This is a genomic window from Nitrobacter sp. CN101, from assembly GCF_055390255.1.
The window spans coordinates 1,978,936-1,998,348 of the sequence record NZ_AP038833.1; the positions used below are offsets into that span (position 1 = coordinate 1,978,936).

Consider the following 19,413-nt stretch of genomic DNA (forward strand, 5'->3'; position numbering starts at 1 on the left):
ACACAGCGCCACCATCGTCTCGCACCGAGCGATGACGCTGGGTCATCGGTTCTTGTTGTTCGGCTTGCGCTTCTCGATGAACGCTGCCATGCCTTCGGCGCGATCTTCCAGCGCGAAGGTCGAACGAAACAGGTCGCGCTCGACGTCCACGCCTTCCGACAGCGTCGTCTCGAAGGCGCGATTCACGGCGTTCTTGGCCATCGCCGCGGCAGGACGCGACATCGAAGCGATTTTTTTCGCCGCAGCCATCGCCTCGTCCATCAGTTTGTCAACGGGCACGACCCGGCTGACGAGGCCCGAGCGCTCCGCCTCGGCAGCGTCCATCATTCGGCCCGTGAGGCAGAGGTCCATCGCCTTCGCTTTGCCGATGGCGCGGGTCAGGCGCTGCGTGCCGCCGATGCCGGGAATGGTGCCGAGCGTAATTTCGGGCTGGCCGAATGTCGCGGTGTCGGAGGCGATGATGATGTCGCACATCATGGCAAGCTCGCAGCCGCCGCCGAGCGCATAGCCGCTGACCGCCGCGATAGTGGGCTTGCCGCAGGTGGCGATGCGGTCGCCCCCGATCGCTTTGAAGTCTTCGTTGAACATGTCGATGAAGCTTTTCGGCTGCATCTCCTTGATGTCGGCGCCGGCGGCAAAAGCCTTTTCGTTGCCGGTGATCAGGATGCATCCGATTTCGCATTCGGCTTCGAATTCATCTACCGCAGCAGCGATTTCGCGAAGCACCGCGAACGACAGCGCATTGAGCATTTTCGGGCGGTTCAATCTGATGACACCGACCTGGTCCTTACTCTCGACGATGATGTGTTCGAAACTGCGCATGGTCCGTCCCGCGTTGTCATTAGCCGGTCGTGAGGGGACGCGGCGGCTGACAATGTGCCTGCGCTCCAGTCGCGCGGCAAGCTTGCGGCAGCGAACACGAGGTCCACACCACCAGCAGGTCAATATACGCCGGCTTGAAAATCGGCGGCCCGCCGTCGGGACGACGGACCATAAAGTCTCGGAGAACGGAATCCTGGCGGCTGTATGTCGGATCAGGCCATAAACATCCGGGCGGCGGACCCGATCGTGAGCAAGCCGCCGAAGGCGATGAAGATCTTGCCGATCAGAGAGGTATGGTTCCAGGCGGAGCTGTCGCTTGATGCCGCCTGGCCGGTATCGCCACTAGAGGGCGACGTGATGTCAATCGAGGCCAATGCCAGGCGAGGTGCGTCCTCATGGCTGTCGGCCAGGGCGCGGTCAATTTCGTTGAGTTCATCTGAGGGAACGATATCCACGGCGGCCGCAAGGGAGGGGGTGTTGTCGGCATGTGACGCTGCATCCCCCTGATTAGCCAGCATCTCGCCGGCGCTATTGGCTAGTGCGCTCGCTGGGACTTTTGGTGACTCGTCCTTGGACAAATCTTCCGTGGTGCCAGGGGAGATATTGGTGCTGGCGTTTGCGTTGGCGACCGTCGGCGGCAGCGGTATGTGCTTGTTGCTATCCTGGATTGCAGAGGCAGTTGATTCCTCCGCTTTTTTATCGGTTTTTGATTCGGGCTTGGTCGATTTCCGCGTCCGTGTGGCTTGCCGCTTGTGCGATGGGTGTTTGGCAAGTTTGCCGGACTTGACCGGCGCCACCGCTTTTTCGGTTTGGGCGGCGGCTACTCCGGCGGGTTCCGCCACGCCGTCTGTCGCGCGCATTGGCCCTGCGAAACCAAGTAAAAGTCCGGCTGCGATGATCAACGCCGAGCGCCCGCTAGCCCCAATGCTCATGACGATTTCTCTCCGGTTTGTCGGTTCCCTGACCGGCAAAAGAAACGTCCGGAGTGGCCACACCGGGGCAAAAAAAGGGAATTTTTCGACCACAAAGGCCAAATCGCGGTGAAACCACCAAAATGAGGTGGCGGATGCCTGTTTTTGGCCTTGGGGCCCGCGGCAGGTGCGCCCGGTTATCGGTCTGGCTGGCCGTGTATCCCGGAAGAAGGAACCGGCTTTCGGATACTCGATCAAAGGATACGGGTATCGAAGATACGGCTAAAGATTAACGCAACTCTATCCGGTTCTAGCCGTCCGCAGCGGCCGCTTGTTGCGTTCGATGAAAGCGCAGTACCTGTTGCGCAGTGGACAGGCGCAGACATTCATAGGTCCGCTTCGCTGCATCGATGTCCGTCATCTCAACATGAGTCAGATCGCGGCGCATATCGATGATGGTTTTCACTGTTGCCCAGGAGAGGCCGCCTACCTTAGCCAGAATAAGTAAGCCCTCGGTTTGGGATTCGATCATCATTTTTTCGGCGTCTGCGATTGAGACATTGGCGAGACAGGCAATGGCGGCATTCGTTTCATCGAACTTTCTGGCTTCCGCAAACGAAGCGACTTCGTGCTCGTCCAGCCTCCCATCTTCGTACAGCGACCTGACCAGCCCATGTGCGATCGTCGTTTCCCTGCTGATGGCCCCGGGCGCCGAGCGTGCTCGCCGCGTTACCTCGCTAACGGCGACCGAAACGTCGTTTGCCCGATCTGGGTTAGCCGCCGCGAGACGCGCCCGCACCGCGGCGGAGGCCTTCGCGATCAGCTTCAAATAGTGATGCCGCGGGATCGACCGCCGCATTCCGACGCAGGTGGCGATGTCGTCGTTGCCTTCGGCGCGTTCGACCAACTGCGTGAAGCCAAGTTCGGAAAAATCAGCGCCCGGATTGCTAACGGTGCTTTTGACGACTTCGTCGTTGCCTCGCTCGATCAGAATATCGGTGACCGCGACGCTTAAAACCCTCCGCGTGGAGATCGCCAGCAAATGAGCCTGGCTTTTGCTGCGGACGCTCTCGATAAGCACCTCATCGCTGAGCCGCTCGGATTGCGACAGCACGGGTGCGGCGACTTCGATCAGATCGTCGAAGGCGAGGACGTGAATGATCTGCGGCGGAGCCTTGGCGACGGGAGCCAGGCGTCTGGCAAGTAGCGCTTTCGCCGAACTCTCGATGTGATGAATCAAGCAATTAAAAACGTCATCGAAGAGCGTGATTTGATCGTCGGAATAGTCGACCGTGTTGTTCAGGAAAAGGTCGGTGACTCGCTGCAGTGTTTCGATCCGCCGCGCGATTGTGCCATGGGTGAGAACGGTCTGGAGTTCCTCGAGCAGATTTGCCGACCCCGCCGACTTGGAAAGCATGGCTCTATCCTAGAGTTCTGCAGTGACGTTCCGATCGCGCTGATCCAGGATGGCTGCCGCGGCAGACCACTGCGGAATCGAGCGATCGGAGCCAAACTATTCAAATGGCCCGTCGATGAGTAGCTGGGCGGGGAATTTACGGCGAAAAGCCTTTAAGTTTGGTGTGTTTTTTTAACGGGATGTGGCTCGGGCAGGTTGTTCTACACGGAACGCTGCTCTTTATCAGATACCCATGGCGCTTGCCCTTTTCACCGATTCGGGCACAACCTAGCCGCGGCCGAACGGCTGATTGCTTGTAATTTGAGAAGATTTTACTTTGCCATTCGAACCTTCTTCCCCGCGAACCCGACCAATTCTACGAGACGGCAAGTGAGTACGACTCAGGCGGCTTCCGATGAAGCTCTAATTGCCCGGATCGCTCAAGGCGACCGCCTCGCCATGCAGGTGCTGTACGGGCGTCATCACGTCAGGGTCTTTCGTTTTGGACTGAGACTCGTGCGGAACGAACAGATCGCCGAAGACCTTATCAGCGAGGTTTTTCTCGATGTGTGGCGTCAGGCCGGCAAATTCGAAGGGCGATCCGCGGTCTCCACCTGGTTGCTGGCAATCATGCGATTCAAAGCCCTCTCTGCGCTTCGCCGCAGGAAGGATGCCGAACTCGATGATGAGACGGCCAATGAAATCGAGGATCAATCCGACGATCCGGAGGTGACGGTACAGAAGAAGGATACGGGAAACGCGCTCCGCAAGTGTCTGATGCAGCTTTCAGCCGAGCACCGAGAGATCGTCGATCTCGTCTACTACCACGAGAAATCGGTGGAAGAGGTCGCTGAGATTGTCGGAATACCCGAGAACACTGTTAAGACGCGACTGTTCTACGCGCGCAAGAAACTGGCCGGTCTGCTGAAGGCAGCCGGAATCGAACGAGGTTGGCCATGACAGCGGCGAAGAGGGTCACGGACGACGAGCCGGGAGATGTCGAGGCGCTGCTACCGTGGCATGCTGCCGGCACGCTGAGCACGCGTGACATACGCCGGGTTGAGGAAGCGCTCGCGCGCGATCCCGATTTGGCGAAGCAATATGCGGTGATCCGGGATGAATATGTTGAAACCATTTCACTCAATGAAAGCCTCGGCGCTCCGTCTGTAGGCGCGCTGCAAAAACTGTTCGCCGCAATCGACGCCGAGCCGGCACTGAGCGTTCCGATAGCGCGCCTCGGCCTGTGGGCGCGGGTTTCGCAGTTCTTTAGCGACCTGTCGCCGCGCACATTGGCGGCGGCTGGTGCGGTCGGAGCGCTCGTGGTTGTGCTCCAGGCCGGCGTGATCGCCGCGATGCTGGCGAAGGACGATGGCGGCCAATCGTTTCGCACAGCGTCTCACAGCGCGCCGGATGCACCATTGACCCGCGGACTGGCCGTGGAAGCGGGACCGAAGGCGTTGGTACGGTTCGCGCCGGATGCGCGCATGTCCGACATTAGTACTTTCCTGGACACCTACCAGGCCACGATTGTTTCGGTGTCCCGCAACGGCCTGTTCCAGCTGCGCTTCGATCAGCACAAGGATTTTCCTGGCCTGTTAGGCAAGCTCCAGAGCGAAGCGATCGTCAATCTGGCGGTTCCTGCCGAGTAGTGGACGTGAACTTTTTCTGACCGCACTCGGTTTCCGCTTTGCGACGCCAGGGGAGCTACAATGGAGCGCAGTGCGATGCGCCAGCGCATGACGGGCATAACGAAATGGCGCACCGCGCTCTTAGCCCTCACAAGCCTTTGCTGGATCGCATGCGATGCTTCGCCGGCACATGCGCAAGGTTATATGCAAGGATCCAGGGGCTCTCCGGGCTTCGGTACGCAAGGGCGCGCGCCGATGCCCTCGCCGGGCGGTGGACCGCGTGGCATGGGGCTAGGCTCCGGCCTGGGCTTGGGCTTGGGTTACGGGCTAATGCTCGGTGCTATCGGGACTCCCAGCAGGGCACCTTATGTCGAAGCACCTTACCGTGCCATCGAGCGCGACGGCGGTGTGAACAGCCGGCCATCGCGGCCCCGGCCCCGCAAAACAGTTATCCGTGAAGAGAAACCGCGGAAGCCGGTCATCGGGGTCACGGCGTCAGGCATTTCCTATATTCGCTACGCGCCTAATACATTTCCGGTTTGCACAGGCGGCAATGGCGCGATGAGCGGCGATTGCAACGGCCGTCCGCTCGTGGCCGACCTCGGAGGCAATGGTCCGCCAGCCCAGAGTCAAAACAGCGGGCCTCGCCGCAATGCGAGTCAGGCCGCAGTGACGCGCAACTATCTGCCCGGCGAGATTGTTGCTGAGACGGCCGCGATGCCGGATGCGCAACTCACCGCGCTGGCGCGGCGGCATCGATTGCAGCGTGTCTTCTCTCAGAGTTTTTTACTGACGGGCAGTACGGTCAGTCTGTTCCGCATCGTCGGCCGCCGGCCGGTCGAAGATGTGCAACGTGAACTGCGCGCCGATGCGGCCGTGCGTTCGGCGCAGCCAAATTTCCGTTATATTCTCCAGGATCAGAAGACGGCGGGAGTGACCGAAGGCGATCCTGCGCAGTATGCACTGGCAAAGCTGCGGCTGCCGGAAGCGCATGGGTTGGCACACGGCAACGGCGTCATTGTAGCGGTGATCGATTCCGCAATCGATGCGGATCATCCAGAACTCGCCGGTTCGATAGCGGCGAGTTTCGATGCACTCGACAGCAAGGGCGAGCCGCACGTGCACGGCACCGGTATTGCCGGCGCGATCGTCGCCCACGCGCGGCTGATGGGGAGCGCTCCGTCCGCCAAGATTCTCGCGATCCGTGCCTTCGGTGTGACGCAGGGCACGGCCGAGAGCGCCTCGTTCACCATCCTCAAGAGTCTTGACTACGCGGCGGCTCATGGTGCGCAGATCATCAACATGAGTTTTGCCGGCCCGAAGGATGCGCTGGTCTCGCGCGGCATTGCTGCGGCCGCGGCGAAAAGCATCGTCATGGTGGCCGCGAGCGGTAATGCTGGTCCGAAATCACCGCCGCTCCATCCGGCCGCCGACGCGCAGGTGATCGCGGTGAGCGCGACCGATGCCGACGACCGGCTGTTCGCAGCCTCCAATCGTGGCAGCCACGTTGCAGTCGCTGCCCCCGGCGTTGATATTTTTCTTCCTGCACCGAACGGCAAATATCAGATGACGTCGGGGACTTCGTTCTCCGCAGCTTACATCAGTGGTCTCGCGGCACTGGTTCTGGAGCGTCGTCCAACGCTGACACCCGCCGAAGTCCGCGCCATTCTGACGACAAGCGCGCGCGATCTCGGTGTGCCTGGCCGTGACGATCTGTTCGGTGCTGGTGAGGCGGATGCGTGTCGCGCTGTGCAAGCTGTTCCGGAAAACGCGGTTCCGACCGCTGACAAAACCGCGCCCGTCACGGCCGTGTCTGATCCGGTGCCTGCCGCATCCAGTGCTGTTCCTGTGACGACCAGTGAGGCCGCGCCTTCAAGCGAACCGCAGCCAGCGCCGGCGAGTACGAATCCAGGCGACACTGATTCGCCCGCGAAATAGCTAGAGCGTTTTGAGCGAATGTTGGTTCGCGTGAAGAACACGCGTCAAATCAAAATCATAAAGCTCTGCTTCTGATTCCATCAGAGTCTTTCCAGATCGTTAAAAAAGTTTCTGTCTTCCTTGAACGTTTTCAGGGGACTCGACGACAGAATGAGTGTGGGAGGCCAAACTCCCCTGAGGCTATATTAGGCGCGAGCGCCCATCCACCCCAGCGCCCATATGGCTTGACCCGCCCGGTTGTCCCCCCGGGCGGGTCTTCTCATTTCTGTGTCCTTTTGATCTGCCTGTGTTTGTTCTGCTCTCCTATGCACAAAAGACACATAGGAACGGTCGAGTTGTTTCCGCGTTTCACCCCCGCAACAACAGGAGATTTGCGATGGATTGGAACCGTGTCGAAGGAGGCTGGAAGCAACTCAAAGGTGCGGTCAAGGAGCAATGGGGTAAGCTGACCGACGATGATCTTGATGTCATCGGTGGTAGGCGCGAACAGCTTGAGGGCAAAATTCAGGAACGCTACGGTTATCAGAAGGACCAAGCGAAGAAGGAAATCGATGATTGGTACGGTCGCCAGAAGTGGTGATCCTCAGCCCCGCCAAAAGGCGGGGCTTTTTGTTGTGATCAGCGTTTCGGCGTGGGTCGGCAGCTGCCATTCATCGCCGGAGCGAGCACAGTTTGTTTCGATCGCACGTTTGTGATCCCGCCACGTAGCATCTCCTTGCCGTTTGCGAGGCCGCCTGTAACACCCGTCCTGTGGACTGCTTCCACAATGGCGTCATATTCACGCCACAAAGCGCTGGACTTCGCACAGGTTTTCCACAGAATATCCCGCAAGCTTGAATGATTCGTTCGTTGCGTCTGCGTCCGTTTCCCTCCCTGCGGACTGTCCCCCAATGACTCAACGATACGATGCCGGGCGTGCGCCCGACCACGCTCAAGATGTCCTCAATCGCTGGTGTGTACTTGCCGAACAGCGGCTCGATTTTCTGATTGAGCTTTATGAAAGCGGCAGGTGGCGACGTTACCATTCCGAAAATGCTTTCATGGAAAACTTGCGGGAGGCAAAGACCGTCGTCGAAGTCTGGCGAATGCTGGCGCGGCGTGAAGCCATGCCGGATAATCGGGCAGTCGACTGGTCGTGGCTCAATCGACCCTCGGACTCTCCCGTTATTCAGGGTAACACCGGGCAGTCGCCGGCTGGAGCTGCGGTGCCGCATGCAGCGCTGGCGATTGCCGAATCACAAGACGACTCGATGCTTCGAGCGAACAACGATGTGCCGGCTGGAAAAGCGGCCTAGAGCCTTTCCGTTTCTGTTGGAATCAGAAGCGGGGCTCTGAGGTGAGACTTACCGAGGCACGTGTGGCTTGAATCGTCGCCATCACCGCTTCGTTTGCCATCTCGATTTCAACGCACCGCGTTGGCGCCGATAACGATCTGCGCGTATTTCGCAGCGCCATTGGCTGTGAGGTCAGGCGTCACGGGCTTGGCGTGGTCAAGTCCCACCACCGCGCCGCGCGGCGTGTCCGAAATCACATTGGTGTTGACCAGCGCGGTACCAGCGCCGTCCGCGACCGAGACTCCGATGCCAATGAAGGTTTTGCGGATCACGTTGCCTGTGATCGCGACATCGCGAAGATATTTGCCCCAGCCTGCCATGATGCCGAACGACGGCGCGTTCTCGATGACGTTTCCGGTCACTGACGTATCTGCCTCGACGTAGATGCCGATGCCGGCATCGTCGTCAGGGGCGGTGCCGATCGGACGCTTCGGCAACAGGTTGCGGATGATGTTGCCCTGAACGACCGCAAGCCGTCCGCCCTCGTTGAAGTTGCAGACGGAGACGCCGACCGCCGCGCCGTCCACGGTGTTGTTGGCGATCACGGCGCCCTCGAAGGCAAACTCGGAGTACAGTGCCACCTCTCGCACACCGGTGATGCTGTTGCCGGTAATTTGAATGTTCGATGCCGAGTTGCCACGCACGGCGGAGTAATCGCAGTCGCTGATGCGGTTGCCGCTGACAATGACATTGCCGGCCCGGAACGCGTTTATGGCGTTGCCGTACTGGCCGGAGCCGCCTTTACCGGCCTTGATGTTTTCGATCCGGTTGCCGGTGACGATCGAACCGTCGTCGCCGATGGCCGTGCGCAGGATCTCGATGCCGTTGTCGTTTGTCCCGAGAATGGTGTTGCGCGCGATCGTCAGCCCGAGCGCGTCGAAGGAGACAATCCCCGTCGTTTCAATTTTATCGATGACATTGCCGCTAATCTCACCGGCGACATTTTCGAGCCAGATGCCGTTGCCGCCGCTGCCGGTGATTGCGCAATCCAGAATCCGGACATCGCGCCCGCCAAGGCAATGGATCAAGCCGCGCCGCCCGGGGAGGGGAATGCCGTCTCCATCAAGGGTGAGGTTGCTGAGGCCGATGTGGTCGGCACCCTCGGCTGCCAGCAGCGAAGCGCCGCCGGAGAACATCAGTGTGGTCGCGCCGCGCACGCCGATGAGTTGCGAGCCTTTGGCAAGTTGCAGCGGTCCGGTGCGGTAGACGCCGGGGGGCAGCGCGAGCGGCGCGTTGGCGCGGGTCGCCTCATCGATCGCCCGTTGCAGCGCGCGGGTCTGGTCGCCGGTTGCGTTCGGCCGTACGCCATAATGAGTGGCGTCGCGCCCGAGCGTCGATGTCAGCGGTGCCGCACGGACTGCATCCGCCGGTATCGCCACTGCACCGGCGACGCCCGCGGCGGAAGCTCCGAGGATATGGCGGCGATGGATATCCATGGGTTGCTGATCCCTTTGAGCCAAGCAAACGCTCTAGAGCGTTTTCGAGCGAAGTGGATACCGGTTCGCGTGAAGAAAACGCGTCGAAATAACAATCCAGAGCTTCGTTCTGATTCAATCAGAAGCGAAGTTGCTCTGCGTCTGGATGTAACCCGGAAAACGGGGATGACGGCTGGCGGGCGACGACGAAGGTGGGCGATTGTTGGCGACAGGGTTAATGCGGCGGCGTCGGGACCATTGGATTGTGCGGCACGAACAATCGTCCGCGCTCGACGACGACCACCACGACGAAAGCGGCGATTGTGCAAAGGAAAGCGCCGGTCGCGAACGGCAGCATAGTGCCGTTGAAATCCTGCCCGATCAGGGCGCCGACGCCGCTGCCTAACAACGTTGTGATCGAGCCGAACAGGGATGATGCGGTTCCCGCGATATGGCCTTGCGGTTCCATCGCGAGCGCGGTGAAGTTCGAGAACATCAGCCCGAAAGCAAACATCGTCCCGATCGCGAACATCATATAGATCGGAAACGACAGCCAGCCCTGCCACGCGGTGAGCAGCGTCAGCGCTGCGATCACCACCGATCCCGTCAGAGCGCCGTGCGAGATCACCCGCATGCCGAACCGGCCGACGATGCGCGCGTTCAGGAAACCCGCCGCGGCAAGGCCGGTGGCGATGGCGGCGAAGGCGAGCGGAAAAGAGTCGCCGAGGCCGTAGATTCCGGTGAAGATCTGCTGTGAGCAGAACACATAGGCGAACAACACGCTCTGGATGCCGCCGGCGGCGAGTGCATATCCAATGGTCTGCCGGTTGGTTACAGTCTGGCGGAATGCGTCGAACACGCTTGCAGCGGTCAGCGGCTTGCGTCCCGCGGCCGGCAGGGTCTCCGGCAATCGGATTGCGCACCACGCCAGGGCGAGCAAACCGTAGGCGGTCAGCACCACGAAGATGCCGCGCCACTCTGCGAACAGCAGAATCGCTTGACCGAGTGACGGCGCAAGGATGGGCACCGAGATGAAAATCATCATCGCCAGCGACATCACGCTCGCCATGCGCCGTCCGGCATAGCAGTCGCGCACGATCGAGGTGGCGATGACGCGGCCGGCCGAACTTCCAACGCCCTGCAGCACCCGCGCCAGCAGCATCATTTCAAACGAGGATGCGATCACCGACAACAGGCCCGCGGCGCTGTAGAGCAGCATTCCACCGATCAGGATCGGACGGCGGCCGAACCGGTCAGACAGCGGCCCCATGATGAACTGGCCTGCGCCGAAGCCGGCCAGATACACCGAGATCACGGCCTGGACGTGGTTGGGATTGGCGATCCCGTAGGCATTGCCGACGTCCGGCATCGCCGGCAACATCATGTCTGTCGCAATTGGATTTAGCGCCATGATGCAGGCGACGAGGGCGACAAACTCAGGAAACCCTCTCGGCTGATGGGCTTGTGATACCCACCCGTCCATATCGGTGTCGGTCATCGATTTGTCTCGGGAGATCGGTAAGCAGCCATATCGATACCGCTGTTGCGCTGCACAATGCCCGTTTCGGACATGGCTGTCCATCGCCGAACGCAGGGGACCATGAGTTTTCGAGATTTACGCGCGGCGTACCTCCTTCACTAGCTCCAGCAATATAGCCTCGCCGGCATCGGCCAGATGCTCCAGCGTAATGCCGCCGGGGACGCGAGCCGAGCCGTCGCGCTTCAGCGGTGGAACATGAATGAACGCAGCGAGGCGCGGTCCCGTTTGATGATCGGCGGCCTCGATGGCGCGCCAGCAGAGGTAATTGCAAACATAGCTGCCGGCATCGCGCGAGGCGCGGGCGTCGATACCGGTCAGGCGTGCCGCGCGCAGCAGTCTGAAAACATGCGGTCCGAACGCACGCGCATTCGCTATGCCCGCGATCGAGCCCTTACGAACCCGCGTGCCGCGCCGGTCCGGCCAGATCGTCGTCACCGCGTTTCGCGCGCGCGTTTCGATCCGCAGCCAGGGTGTGCGCGCCGCGAGACCGAACATCAAGAGCGCGTGCGGACGATGCGTTGCAAGAAGCTGCGGCAGTTCAAGATCCACCGCGGCGTACGCGACATCGAAGACGTGGGTTGTGATCGTGACGTCGCTCAGCGCGGATCGACGCAGCTTTGCGAGTCGTTCGACCAGCGGTGGGGTTGGATTGAAGGGCGCGCCCGGAAACGGGCCGAATCCGGTGACGAGAATGCGGAGACCTTTGCTCATTCCAAACCGGGTCCATTTGTTCTTTTCCTTCTCTCCTGCGGGAGAGGGTAATCCGTCATCTCAGCAGTTCCGCGATCTGACTCGCCCCCAGCCCCGGCGTGACGCGACCTTCGGCGACCGCGGTCTCGGTCGCCTTCACTTTTGCGCGGACCGAAGCATCATTGCGCAGGCGCGTTGTCATGCGATCCTCGAACATCGACCACATCCACTTCACCTGTTGCTGGCTGCGCCGCTGCGTGAACTCGCCGGAGGCGTTCATCGCGGCGCGGTGCTCGACGATTGTCTGCCACAGCTCCGGGATACCTGACCCGGTCAGCCCCGAGTACGTCACGACCGGCGGAGACCAATGCTGTGAGCGGGGCGCGAGAATTTTCATCGCGGAACGGTAGGACGCGGCCGCGGCATTGGCGCGCGGCAGATTATCGCCGTCGGCCTTGTTGATCGCGATCATATCGGCGAGCTCGACAATGCCCTTCTTGATGCCTTGCAATTCGTCGCCGGCGCCGGGCAGCATCAAAGCGAGGAAGAAGTCCGTCATGTCGTACACGGCGGTTTCGGACTGTCCGATTCCCACCGTCTCTACCAGGATCACGTCGAAGCCCGCCGCTTCGCACAAAAGCATCGCCTCGCGCGTCCTCGCCGCAACACCCCCAAGCGTTCCCGCGGCGGGCGAGGGCCGGATGTAGGCCGCCTCGCATGCTGCCAGTCGCGCCATCCGCGTCTTGTCGCCCAAAATCGAGCCCCCGCTGCGCACCGAGGACGGATCAACCGCCAACACCGCGATCCGGTGACCACGCGCGATCAGGTCCATGCCGAGCGCGTCGATGGTGGTGGATTTGCCGACGCCGGGTGAGCCAGTGATGCCGACGCGAAGGGCATTGCCGGTCGCTGGCAGAAGTTCCTGCACCAGTTCGCGCGCGGTGGCCTCGTGATCGGCGCGACGGCTTTCGATCAGGGTGATGGCGCGCGCCAGCGCTGCGCGATTGCCGGCGCGGATGTTGGTAGCGAGAAGCTCGGGATTTCCGGCTAAGTTCATCCCGCGAGTCTATTCGCGCGGTATGAAGCGATTGGGAATGCGTTGGCGCGGCAACATTTCAAACATCCGGTTTCGCACGATGGAGGAGAGAATCCACTACGCGCTCCAACGGATCAAGATCGTCTGTGTAAATCGCCCATAAAACGTCGAGGTCTATTCGATGATAGACATGGCGGATAAAGTTGCCGAGATCGGCAACTTGTCGCCACGGAATATCCTGATGTTCACTCTTCCAGTTTTCGGGAATGTGACGCGATGCCTCGCTGAGTATTTCAAGGAATCGTTCGAATGCTGCACGTGTTGCCATATCTGTGGCGACAGCATCGGGAGTCTTGTCGGTTAACAGTTTCCTGATTTCCAGAATTGCATTCTTCATATCCATCAGGCGCCAATAAGTCCGGTCAGTCATTGAATACCTCAATGATTTCCGGTCGAATGGTATTTGCCAGTCCGGGCTCTAAGCTGCGCCGCATAAACATATTTGCGGAGAGACCAAGTTCGTCGCCGATGATATGCGATATACCGACAAGATCGATTAACGAAAACTTCGTCTCGGGTTTGATATCGACGAGAACGTCAAGATCGCTATCGGGCCTGGGGTTGCCTCGTGCACGTGAACCGAAGATCGCTAGGCGGCTTATCCCACGCTCCCGGAGCTGCGGTTGAAGCCTTCTTAGGCTAAGGATAATTTCTTCGCGATCGATCTTCGATACTGTGTTCATTTCACTCGTTTATCACGATTCCGCTGAATCGTCTCCCTCACTCCGTCGTCGCGCTATGGCCGAGCCGCGCGGTGAGCTTGCGGATCAGGTCTTCGGCGGCGTCTGCGATCACCGTTCCGGGTGGGAAGATAGCCTCCGCGCCGGCCTGGTAGAGCGCATCGTAATCCTGCGGCGGCACCACGCCGCCGACGATGATCATGATGTCGTCGCGGCCGTGGCTTTTCAGTGCGGCTTTCAATTCCGGCACCGTAGTCAGGTGCGCGGCGGCGAGCGAGGACACGCCGAGAATGTGCACGTCGTTTTCGACCGCCTGCCGCGCGGCTTCTTCCGCTGTCGCAAACAACGGTCCGATATCGACGTCGAAGCCGATGTCGGCGAACGCGGAAGCGATTACTTTCTGGCCGCGATCGTGGCCGTCCTGGCCGATCTTGGCGACGAGGATGCGCGGGCGGCGTCCCTCGGCCTCATCGAAGGCGTCGATAAGCGCCTGCACCTTTGAAACCTTGTCGGACATGGCGGCAGCCTCGCGCTTGTAAACCCCGGTGATGGACCGGATTTCGGCGCGATGCCGGCCGAACACCTTCTCCATCGCGTCGGAAATTTCGCCGACGGTTGCCTTGGCGCGCGCCGCGTCGATGGCGAGCGCCAGCAGGTTGCCGTTGCCTTCGCCGGCCGAGCGCGTCAGCGCCGCGAGTGCGGCATCGACATCCTCCTGCCTGCGCTCGCCGCGCAACCGTTTCAGCTTCTCGATCTGCAAGCCACGCACCGTCGAGTTGTCGATCCTGAGCACGTCGATCGGCGTCTCGTGTTCGGGCTTGTACTTGTTGACACCGATCACAACCTGCTTTCCGGCATCGATCCTGGCTTGCGTCCTGGCGGCCGCTTCCTCGATGCGTAGCTTGGGCACGCCGGCCTCGATCGCCTTGGCCATGCCGCCGAGTTCCTCGACTTCGCGAATGTGGCCCCAGGCCTTCATTGCGAGATCATGCGTGAGCCGTTCGACGTAATACGAGCCGCCCCAGGGATCGACGATGCGCGTGGTGCCGCTCTCCTGCTGCAGGAAAAGCTGAGTGTTGCGGGCGATGCGGGCAGAGAAGTCGGTCGGCAGCGCCAGGGCCTCGTCGAGCGCGTTGGTGTGCAGCGACTGGGTATGACCTTGCGTCGCCGCCATTGCTTCGATCGTGGTGCGGATCACGTTGTTGAAGACATCCTGCGCGGTCAGCGACCAGCCGGAGGTCTGGCAATGGGTGCGCAAGGAGAGCGAGCGCGCATCTTTCGGATTGAACGGCTTCATGAGCTTGGCCCACAATAGCCGCGCGGCGCGCATCTTGGCGACTTCCATGAAGAAGTTCATGCCGGTCGCCCAGAAGAACGACAGCCGCGGCGCGAACCGGTCGATGTCCAGGCCGGCCTTAAGGCCCGCGCGGACATACTCGACGCCGTCGGCGAGCGTATAGGCGAGTTCGAGGTCTTGCGTCGCGCCTGCTTCCTGCATGTGGTAGCCGGAGACCGAAATCGAATTGTACTTCGGCATCTTTTTTGAAGCGTAGGCGAAGATGTCGGAGACGATCCGCATCGAAGGCGCGGGCGGATAGATATAGGTGTTGCGCACCATGAATTCTTTGAGGATGTCGTTCTGAATGGTGCCAGAGAGTTTTTCCGGCGGCACGCCCTGTTCTTCGGCTGCCACAACGAACAGTGCGAGAACCGGGAGCACCGCGCCGTTCATGGTCATCGACACGCTTATCCGGTCGAGCGGGATGCTGGCGAATAGCGTGCGCATGTCGTAGATGGAATCGATCGCCACGCCCGCCATGCCGACGTCACCCGAAACGCGAGGATGATCCGAGTCATAGCCGCGGTGGGTGGCGAGGTCGAAGGCAACCGACAGCCCCTTCTGGCCGGCGGCAAGATTGCGGCGATAGAAGGCGTTGGAATCCTCCGCCGTCGAGAACCCGGCATACTGCCTGATGGTCCAGGGCTGGTTGACGTACATGGTCGGGTAGGGGCCGCGCAGGTAAGGTGCGATGCCGGGCCATGTGTCGAGGAAGTCGATGCCGTCGAGATCGGCTTCGCTGTAGGCGGATTTGACTGGAATGCCTTCTGGGGTCAGCCAGAATTCCGGAGATGGTTCGAAGCTGCCAGCGACAAGAGGCGCAACCGGCGCGAACGCGACGTCGGCGAAATTGGGGATGCGGGTCATGAGTGACCTTCCTTCAATTTCGCAATTCGCGCCTCGCAATCGGCGAGACGCCGACGAGTCTCAGTTTCTCCAGCCGACGGTCTGCCGGGACTCAGAGTAATGATCGCAATCACAGGAATGGTAATACCGAAAACCGTTACCTTTCGTGTGAGAATGTATCCCGAGAGGCCAACGAGCCCTATGAATAAAATCAAGCCCGAAACGGAGTTTTGAACGGAAGCGATAGCCGCCACGGTATAAATCACGCCGCCGCCCAATAACCCGAGCGCAGCCACCTTAAGCCACGGCGGAGACAGTGGCCGGTTGTGATAGGCAATCATCGACAGCAAACGCGCACGCTCTGCTTCCAGTCCGGCAAGTTCATCATGATCGGTCATATCTTAGACCCATGATATCCGTTCCGATCTGGTCATACTCAGTCTTGGTCCGGGTGCTGGTGGCTGATAATGGTCGCCATCTTTTCCGGTCCGTAATTTTCGGTCGTGGTATGGCTCGGCAGGTTGACGATGGTCGCAATCCAGCCGAGCCGGGACTCCGTTCCGTATTGTCCGGTCGGCATCAGCAGGTCGGGCCGGTCGAATGCGCCGGTCATGATCTCGATGCAAGGACCGCCGATGCGGCTGAAACCCAACGGTGTGCCGCAGGCGGCGCAGAAAGCGCGCTCCGCGATGGAGGATGACCGGAACGTCGCCGGAGTACTCTTGGTCCAGCGAAAGTTCTCGCGCGGGATCTCGGCAAAAGACGCAAATGGCGCGCCGGCGGCTTTCTGGCACATGCGGCAGTGACAAATGCTGATGCGCACCGGGGGGGCCGTCAGCGCGAAGCGGATGGCGCCACACTGGCATCCGCCGGTCAGCGACGGTTTCATCTTCTCGGCCATGATCGCTCCAATCGCAGCCAGACGTCGTTCAGCGCCGCCAACGCATTGGTCCCCGCGAAGATGAAATCGCACGCGCCTGCCTGGCGCAAGGCGGGTTCCAGCTCGTTTGGTTGGCCCGCCAGATAGATATGGCTTGCACCTGCGGCATGAAAGGCCTGCACCGCGAGAGCAGCCTGTTCGGCATAGACCTGATCCGAGGAACACAGGCAGACCATTTGGGCTCCAGACACCTTGAAGGCTTCGGCGAGCGGATCTTTTGCGTTCCCTCCGGCCAACCCTGAATCGACCGCCTCGATGCCGCCGGCCTCGAAGAAGCTTCGGGCGAAGGTCACGCGCGCGGCGAAGTCGGCAGGGGCGCCGAGAGTGGCGAGGAAGATTTTCGGTCGCGCGCCGGTGGCCGTGAGCCAATCGTCGGAACGGTCGCGCAGCTTTTCGAAGGGGACAGCGAGTCGTATCGGCGCCAGCGCCTCGAAGATAATCCCTGCCTTGCCGCAAGGCTTGGGCGTGACCGGCCTGAGGTCGAGCACGTCGGCCGGCTTCTCATGCAGGTTAGGAAATTCGCTGGTGCCGGTGAGCACGTCGCGCCGTTTTGCGACATTCATTTCGCGTGCAGCGCGCGTCATGGCAACGCTGCGCTGGATCAGGTTTTGTTCGAGGGCGGCGAAACCTCCGCCGGCTTTCTCGATGTCCTGAAACAGCGCCCAGCTCCTCTGACAAAGCTGCTGCGTCAAGGCTTCGATGCCGCCCGAGCCTGCCGCCGGATCTGCGACTTTGGCGAGGCTAGCTTCCTCCAGCAGGATGAGTTGCGTGTTTCGCGCTATGCGTCGCGCGAAGTCATCGGGCAAGCCGAGTGCTTGCGTATGCGGGAGCACACAGACGCTGTCAGCGCCGCCGAGACCTGCCGAAAATGTTGCGACGGTAGCACGCAGCATATTCACGTAAGGGTCGCGCCGGGTCAGCATCCGCCATGCGGTTTCAGCGGCGATGAGCAAGGGCTTTGGCATGAGACCACAAGCCTGCTCGACCCGCGCCCACAAGAGCCGCAGCGCGCGGAACTTGGCCAAAGTCAGGAATTGGTCGGCATCGGCGCTGAGCCGCGCGTAGATCAGGCAGCGCGCCTCATCGAGGGCAATGCCGGCGCTTTCAAGAGCCCGAAGATAGGCCACCGCAGACGCCAGGACGAAGGCAAGCTCCTGAGCTTCCGATCCGCCGGCGTCGTGGATCACACGGCCATCGGCGACAAAGAATGGCCCCTTGAAGCCCCTGTCGGCGAGCATCTTAGCGGCATCCGTCACCGCCGGAACGATCTCAACCCACGCGCCCGTGCTGAATCCGGATGTCGCGCAGGCGCCGAGCGGATCGAAACCAAAGCGGATATAGCAAGTGGTCGGACTCATTCCCTTCGTTCTGATGTAGTCCGCGATTTGGAACGCGACCGCGCGCGATTGCGGGCCGATCTGCAACTCCATGGAGATGCCTGCATCGAGAAAAACACCGTCCAGCACCTTGGCAACAGCTTCTGCGGTCGGCGGCAGTCCGAAGCCACGCGCGCCGTTGGCGCCCGCGAACACCAGCGTCAGGCCGCCAGCGCCGTTTTCGAGGTCATGCAGCGCCTGTGCGTTGGCCTGTGCGGGATCAGGATGATCGATCCGCTGCATGATCTGCCATGGTGCCGCCGCGGCGCGGCCGCCAATCGCGGACGCGCCTTTCGCCCGGGTATAGAGCGGTTCGATCCTAAGACCGTCATAGGTCTTTCCAACCAGCTTCTCGAAGGGTGTGCCCTTCAACACGTCATCGACCAGCTTGCGCCAATCGGCTGCTGTAGCCGGCGCGAAATCGGCTGCCAGCGGCAGATTGGTGACCTCGTCGTGAGCAGCGGGCATTCGTGTGCTCGTTTCCGAGAAATCTACAGCGTTTTCGAGCGAAGTGGATACCGGTTCGCGTGAAGAAAACACGTCAGAACAACATCTAGGCTCAGGACCCATTAAATCTGTTGCGAGAGGACTGGCGGGTTGATTCAATGGCGATGTTTGGGGGACATCGCCATGGCCGATTTGTTGTTGCTGTCGGAGGCTTAGATGCGCCGGATTGAGCCGTATTTTCCGCTGTCGCACGGGATTGCGAGGGTTGACGATCGACGGGTGATCAGCGGCATCGTCTTCGTCATCAGAAACGGTCTGCGCTGGCGCGATGCGCCGCCCGGCTATGGTCCGCATAAGACGATCTATAACCGGTTCGTGCGCTGGAGCCGGCTCGGCGTGTTCAACAATATCTTTGCCGAGCTGGCACGCAAAGGTGGCAAGCCCTCTCTCCTGATGATCGATGCGACGCATCTGAAGGCGCATCGCACCGCCGCCAGCCTTTTAAAAAAGGACCTGTTCCCCGATGTATCGGGCGCACGAAGGGCGGCTTGAACTCCAAGCTGCACGCCGTCTGCGACGGTCAGGGACGCCCTGTCATCATGCTGCTCAGCGAAGGCCAGATGAGCGATTATAAGGGGGCGGCCTTGATGATCGATGCGCTGCCGCCCGGGAAGCAGTTGCTTGGCGACAAGGGCTACGACGCCAACTGGTTCCGCCAGCCGCTCGCGGCCCGCGGCATCACGGCCTGCATCCCATCGAAGGCCAGCCGCGCAAAGCCGATCGAACATGACCGCATGCTCTATCGCCAACGACACAAGATCGAAAATGCGTTCGGCAGGCTCAAGGACTGGCGCCGCATCCACACCCGCTACGATCGATGCTCACATACCTTCATGTCTGCCATCTGCATCGCTGCAGCCGTCATCTTTTGGCTCTGATCAATGAGTCCTGAGCCTAGAGCTTCGCTTCTGATTCAATCAGAAGCGAAAATGCTCCGGGTTTTCAAAATGCCACG

The 19,413-nt window shown here is 60.8% G+C and carries 19 protein-coding genes; 6 read left to right on the forward strand and 13 right to left on the reverse strand.

Annotated features, from left to right (window positions below):
- Positions 1 to 42: 42 nt before the first annotated feature.
- The 3 genes from ACZ5IL_RS09775 to ACZ5IL_RS09785 all read right to left on the reverse strand — a co-directional run bounded on the left by ACZ5IL_RS09775 (position 43) and on the right by ACZ5IL_RS09785 (position 3,150).
- Positions 43 to 822 carry an enoyl-CoA hydratase gene (locus tag ACZ5IL_RS09775; RefSeq protein ID WP_464596559.1) on the reverse strand — a complete coding sequence of 260 codons (780 nt, stop codon included), beginning with the start codon at positions 820 to 822 and terminating at the stop codon, positions 43 to 45.
- 212 nt (positions 823 to 1,034) lie between these two features.
- Positions 1,035 to 1,724: a hypothetical protein gene (locus tag ACZ5IL_RS09780; RefSeq protein WP_464596561.1), complete on the reverse strand. Its 690-nt coding sequence runs from the start codon at positions 1,722 to 1,724 to the stop codon at positions 1,035 to 1,037.
- A gap of 319 nt (positions 1,725 to 2,043) precedes the next feature.
- Entirely contained in the window at positions 2,044 to 3,150 is a 1,107-nt protein-coding gene (locus ACZ5IL_RS09785) for a DUF2336 domain-containing protein (RefSeq protein WP_464596563.1), read from the reverse strand.
- A gap of 369 nt (positions 3,151 to 3,519) precedes the next feature.
- On the opposite strand from ACZ5IL_RS09785, the gene ACZ5IL_RS09790 reads away from it, so the two are divergent.
- From ACZ5IL_RS09790 to ACZ5IL_RS09810, 5 genes are all read left to right on the forward strand, one after another.
- Entirely contained in the window at positions 3,520 to 4,089 is a 570-nt protein-coding gene (locus tag ACZ5IL_RS09790; RefSeq protein ID WP_464596565.1) for a sigma-70 family RNA polymerase sigma factor, read from the forward strand.
- The gene (locus ACZ5IL_RS09795; RefSeq protein ID WP_464596567.1) at positions 4,086 to 4,778 is read left to right on the forward strand and encodes a hypothetical protein; all 693 of its coding nucleotides are present in this window, start codon (positions 4,086 to 4,088) and stop codon (positions 4,776 to 4,778) included. Before ACZ5IL_RS09790 ends, ACZ5IL_RS09795 begins: the two co-directional genes overlap by 4 nt.
- Before the next feature lie 60 nt (positions 4,779 to 4,838).
- On the forward strand, positions 4,839 to 6,695 hold the full coding sequence (locus ACZ5IL_RS09800; RefSeq protein WP_464596569.1) for a S8 family serine peptidase: 1,857 nt from the start codon (positions 4,839 to 4,841) through the stop codon (positions 6,693 to 6,695).
- A 376-nt stretch (positions 6,696 to 7,071) separates the two neighbouring features.
- Positions 7,072 to 7,275 (forward strand): CsbD family protein, encoded by a 204-nt coding sequence (locus ACZ5IL_RS09805; protein WP_464596571.1) that lies wholly within the window; start codon positions 7,072 to 7,074, stop codon positions 7,273 to 7,275.
- Positions 7,276 to 7,585: 310 nt separating this feature from the next.
- On the forward strand, positions 7,586 to 7,990 hold the full coding sequence (locus ACZ5IL_RS09810; protein WP_464596573.1) for a TIGR03809 family protein: 405 nt from the start codon (positions 7,586 to 7,588) through the stop codon (positions 7,988 to 7,990).
- Between the two features lie 107 nt (positions 7,991 to 8,097).
- Here the strand turns inward: ACZ5IL_RS09810 and ACZ5IL_RS09815 are convergent, their stop codons facing one another.
- From ACZ5IL_RS09815 to ACZ5IL_RS09860, 10 genes are all read right to left on the reverse strand, one after another.
- Entirely contained in the window at positions 8,098 to 9,465 is a 1,368-nt protein-coding gene (locus tag ACZ5IL_RS09815) for a TIGR03808 family TAT-translocated repetitive protein (protein ID WP_464596575.1), read from the reverse strand.
- A gap of 214 nt (positions 9,466 to 9,679) precedes the next feature.
- Positions 9,680 to 10,942 carry a multidrug effflux MFS transporter gene (locus ACZ5IL_RS09820; protein WP_464596577.1) on the reverse strand — a complete coding sequence of 421 codons (1,263 nt, stop codon included), beginning with the start codon at positions 10,940 to 10,942 and terminating at the stop codon, positions 9,680 to 9,682.
- A gap of 117 nt (positions 10,943 to 11,059) precedes the next feature.
- On the reverse strand, positions 11,060 to 11,695 hold the full coding sequence (locus ACZ5IL_RS09825) for a pyroglutamyl-peptidase I (protein WP_464596579.1): 636 nt from the start codon (positions 11,693 to 11,695) through the stop codon (positions 11,060 to 11,062).
- Positions 11,696 to 11,750: 55 nt separating this feature from the next.
- Complete coding sequence (meaB, locus tag ACZ5IL_RS09830) at positions 11,751 to 12,731, reverse strand: methylmalonyl Co-A mutase-associated GTPase MeaB (RefSeq protein WP_464596581.1); 981 nt, start codon at positions 12,729 to 12,731, stop codon at positions 11,751 to 11,753.
- A gap of 58 nt (positions 12,732 to 12,789) precedes the next feature.
- Positions 12,790 to 13,140 (reverse strand): HepT-like ribonuclease domain-containing protein, encoded by a 351-nt coding sequence (locus tag ACZ5IL_RS09835; RefSeq protein ID WP_464596583.1) that lies wholly within the window; start codon positions 13,138 to 13,140, stop codon positions 12,790 to 12,792.
- Positions 13,133 to 13,453: a nucleotidyltransferase family protein gene (locus ACZ5IL_RS09840; protein ID WP_464596585.1), complete on the reverse strand. Its 321-nt coding sequence runs from the start codon at positions 13,451 to 13,453 to the stop codon at positions 13,133 to 13,135. The genes ACZ5IL_RS09835 and ACZ5IL_RS09840 overlap by 8 nt, the downstream gene beginning before the upstream one ends.
- Before the next feature lie 37 nt (positions 13,454 to 13,490).
- Positions 13,491 to 15,656 carry a methylmalonyl-CoA mutase gene (gene scpA, locus ACZ5IL_RS09845; protein WP_464596587.1) on the reverse strand — a complete coding sequence of 722 codons (2,166 nt, stop codon included), beginning with the start codon at positions 15,654 to 15,656 and terminating at the stop codon, positions 13,491 to 13,493.
- On the reverse strand, positions 15,653 to 16,033 hold the full coding sequence (locus tag ACZ5IL_RS09850) for a hypothetical protein (RefSeq protein WP_464596589.1): 381 nt from the start codon (positions 16,031 to 16,033) through the stop codon (positions 15,653 to 15,655). The genes scpA and ACZ5IL_RS09850 overlap by 4 nt, the downstream gene beginning before the upstream one ends.
- Before the next feature lie 38 nt (positions 16,034 to 16,071).
- Complete coding sequence (locus ACZ5IL_RS09855) at positions 16,072 to 16,536, reverse strand: GFA family protein (protein WP_464596591.1); 465 nt, start codon at positions 16,534 to 16,536, stop codon at positions 16,072 to 16,074.
- Positions 16,521 to 18,419, reverse strand: coding sequence for a methylmalonyl-CoA mutase family protein (locus ACZ5IL_RS09860; RefSeq protein WP_464596593.1), 1,899 nt, complete (start codon positions 18,417 to 18,419; stop codon positions 16,521 to 16,523). The genes ACZ5IL_RS09855 and ACZ5IL_RS09860 overlap by 16 nt, the downstream gene beginning before the upstream one ends.
- 195 nt (positions 18,420 to 18,614) lie before the next feature.
- On the opposite strand from ACZ5IL_RS09860, the gene ACZ5IL_RS09865 reads away from it, so the two are divergent.
- A protein-coding gene (locus tag ACZ5IL_RS09865) for an IS5 family transposase (protein ID WP_464596595.1) occupies positions 18,615 to 19,336 on the forward strand; the annotation gives its coding sequence in 2 pieces (ribosomal slippage) (positions 18,615 to 18,900 and positions 18,900 to 19,336; 723 coding nt in all).
- Positions 19,337 to 19,413 lie beyond the last annotated feature (77 nt).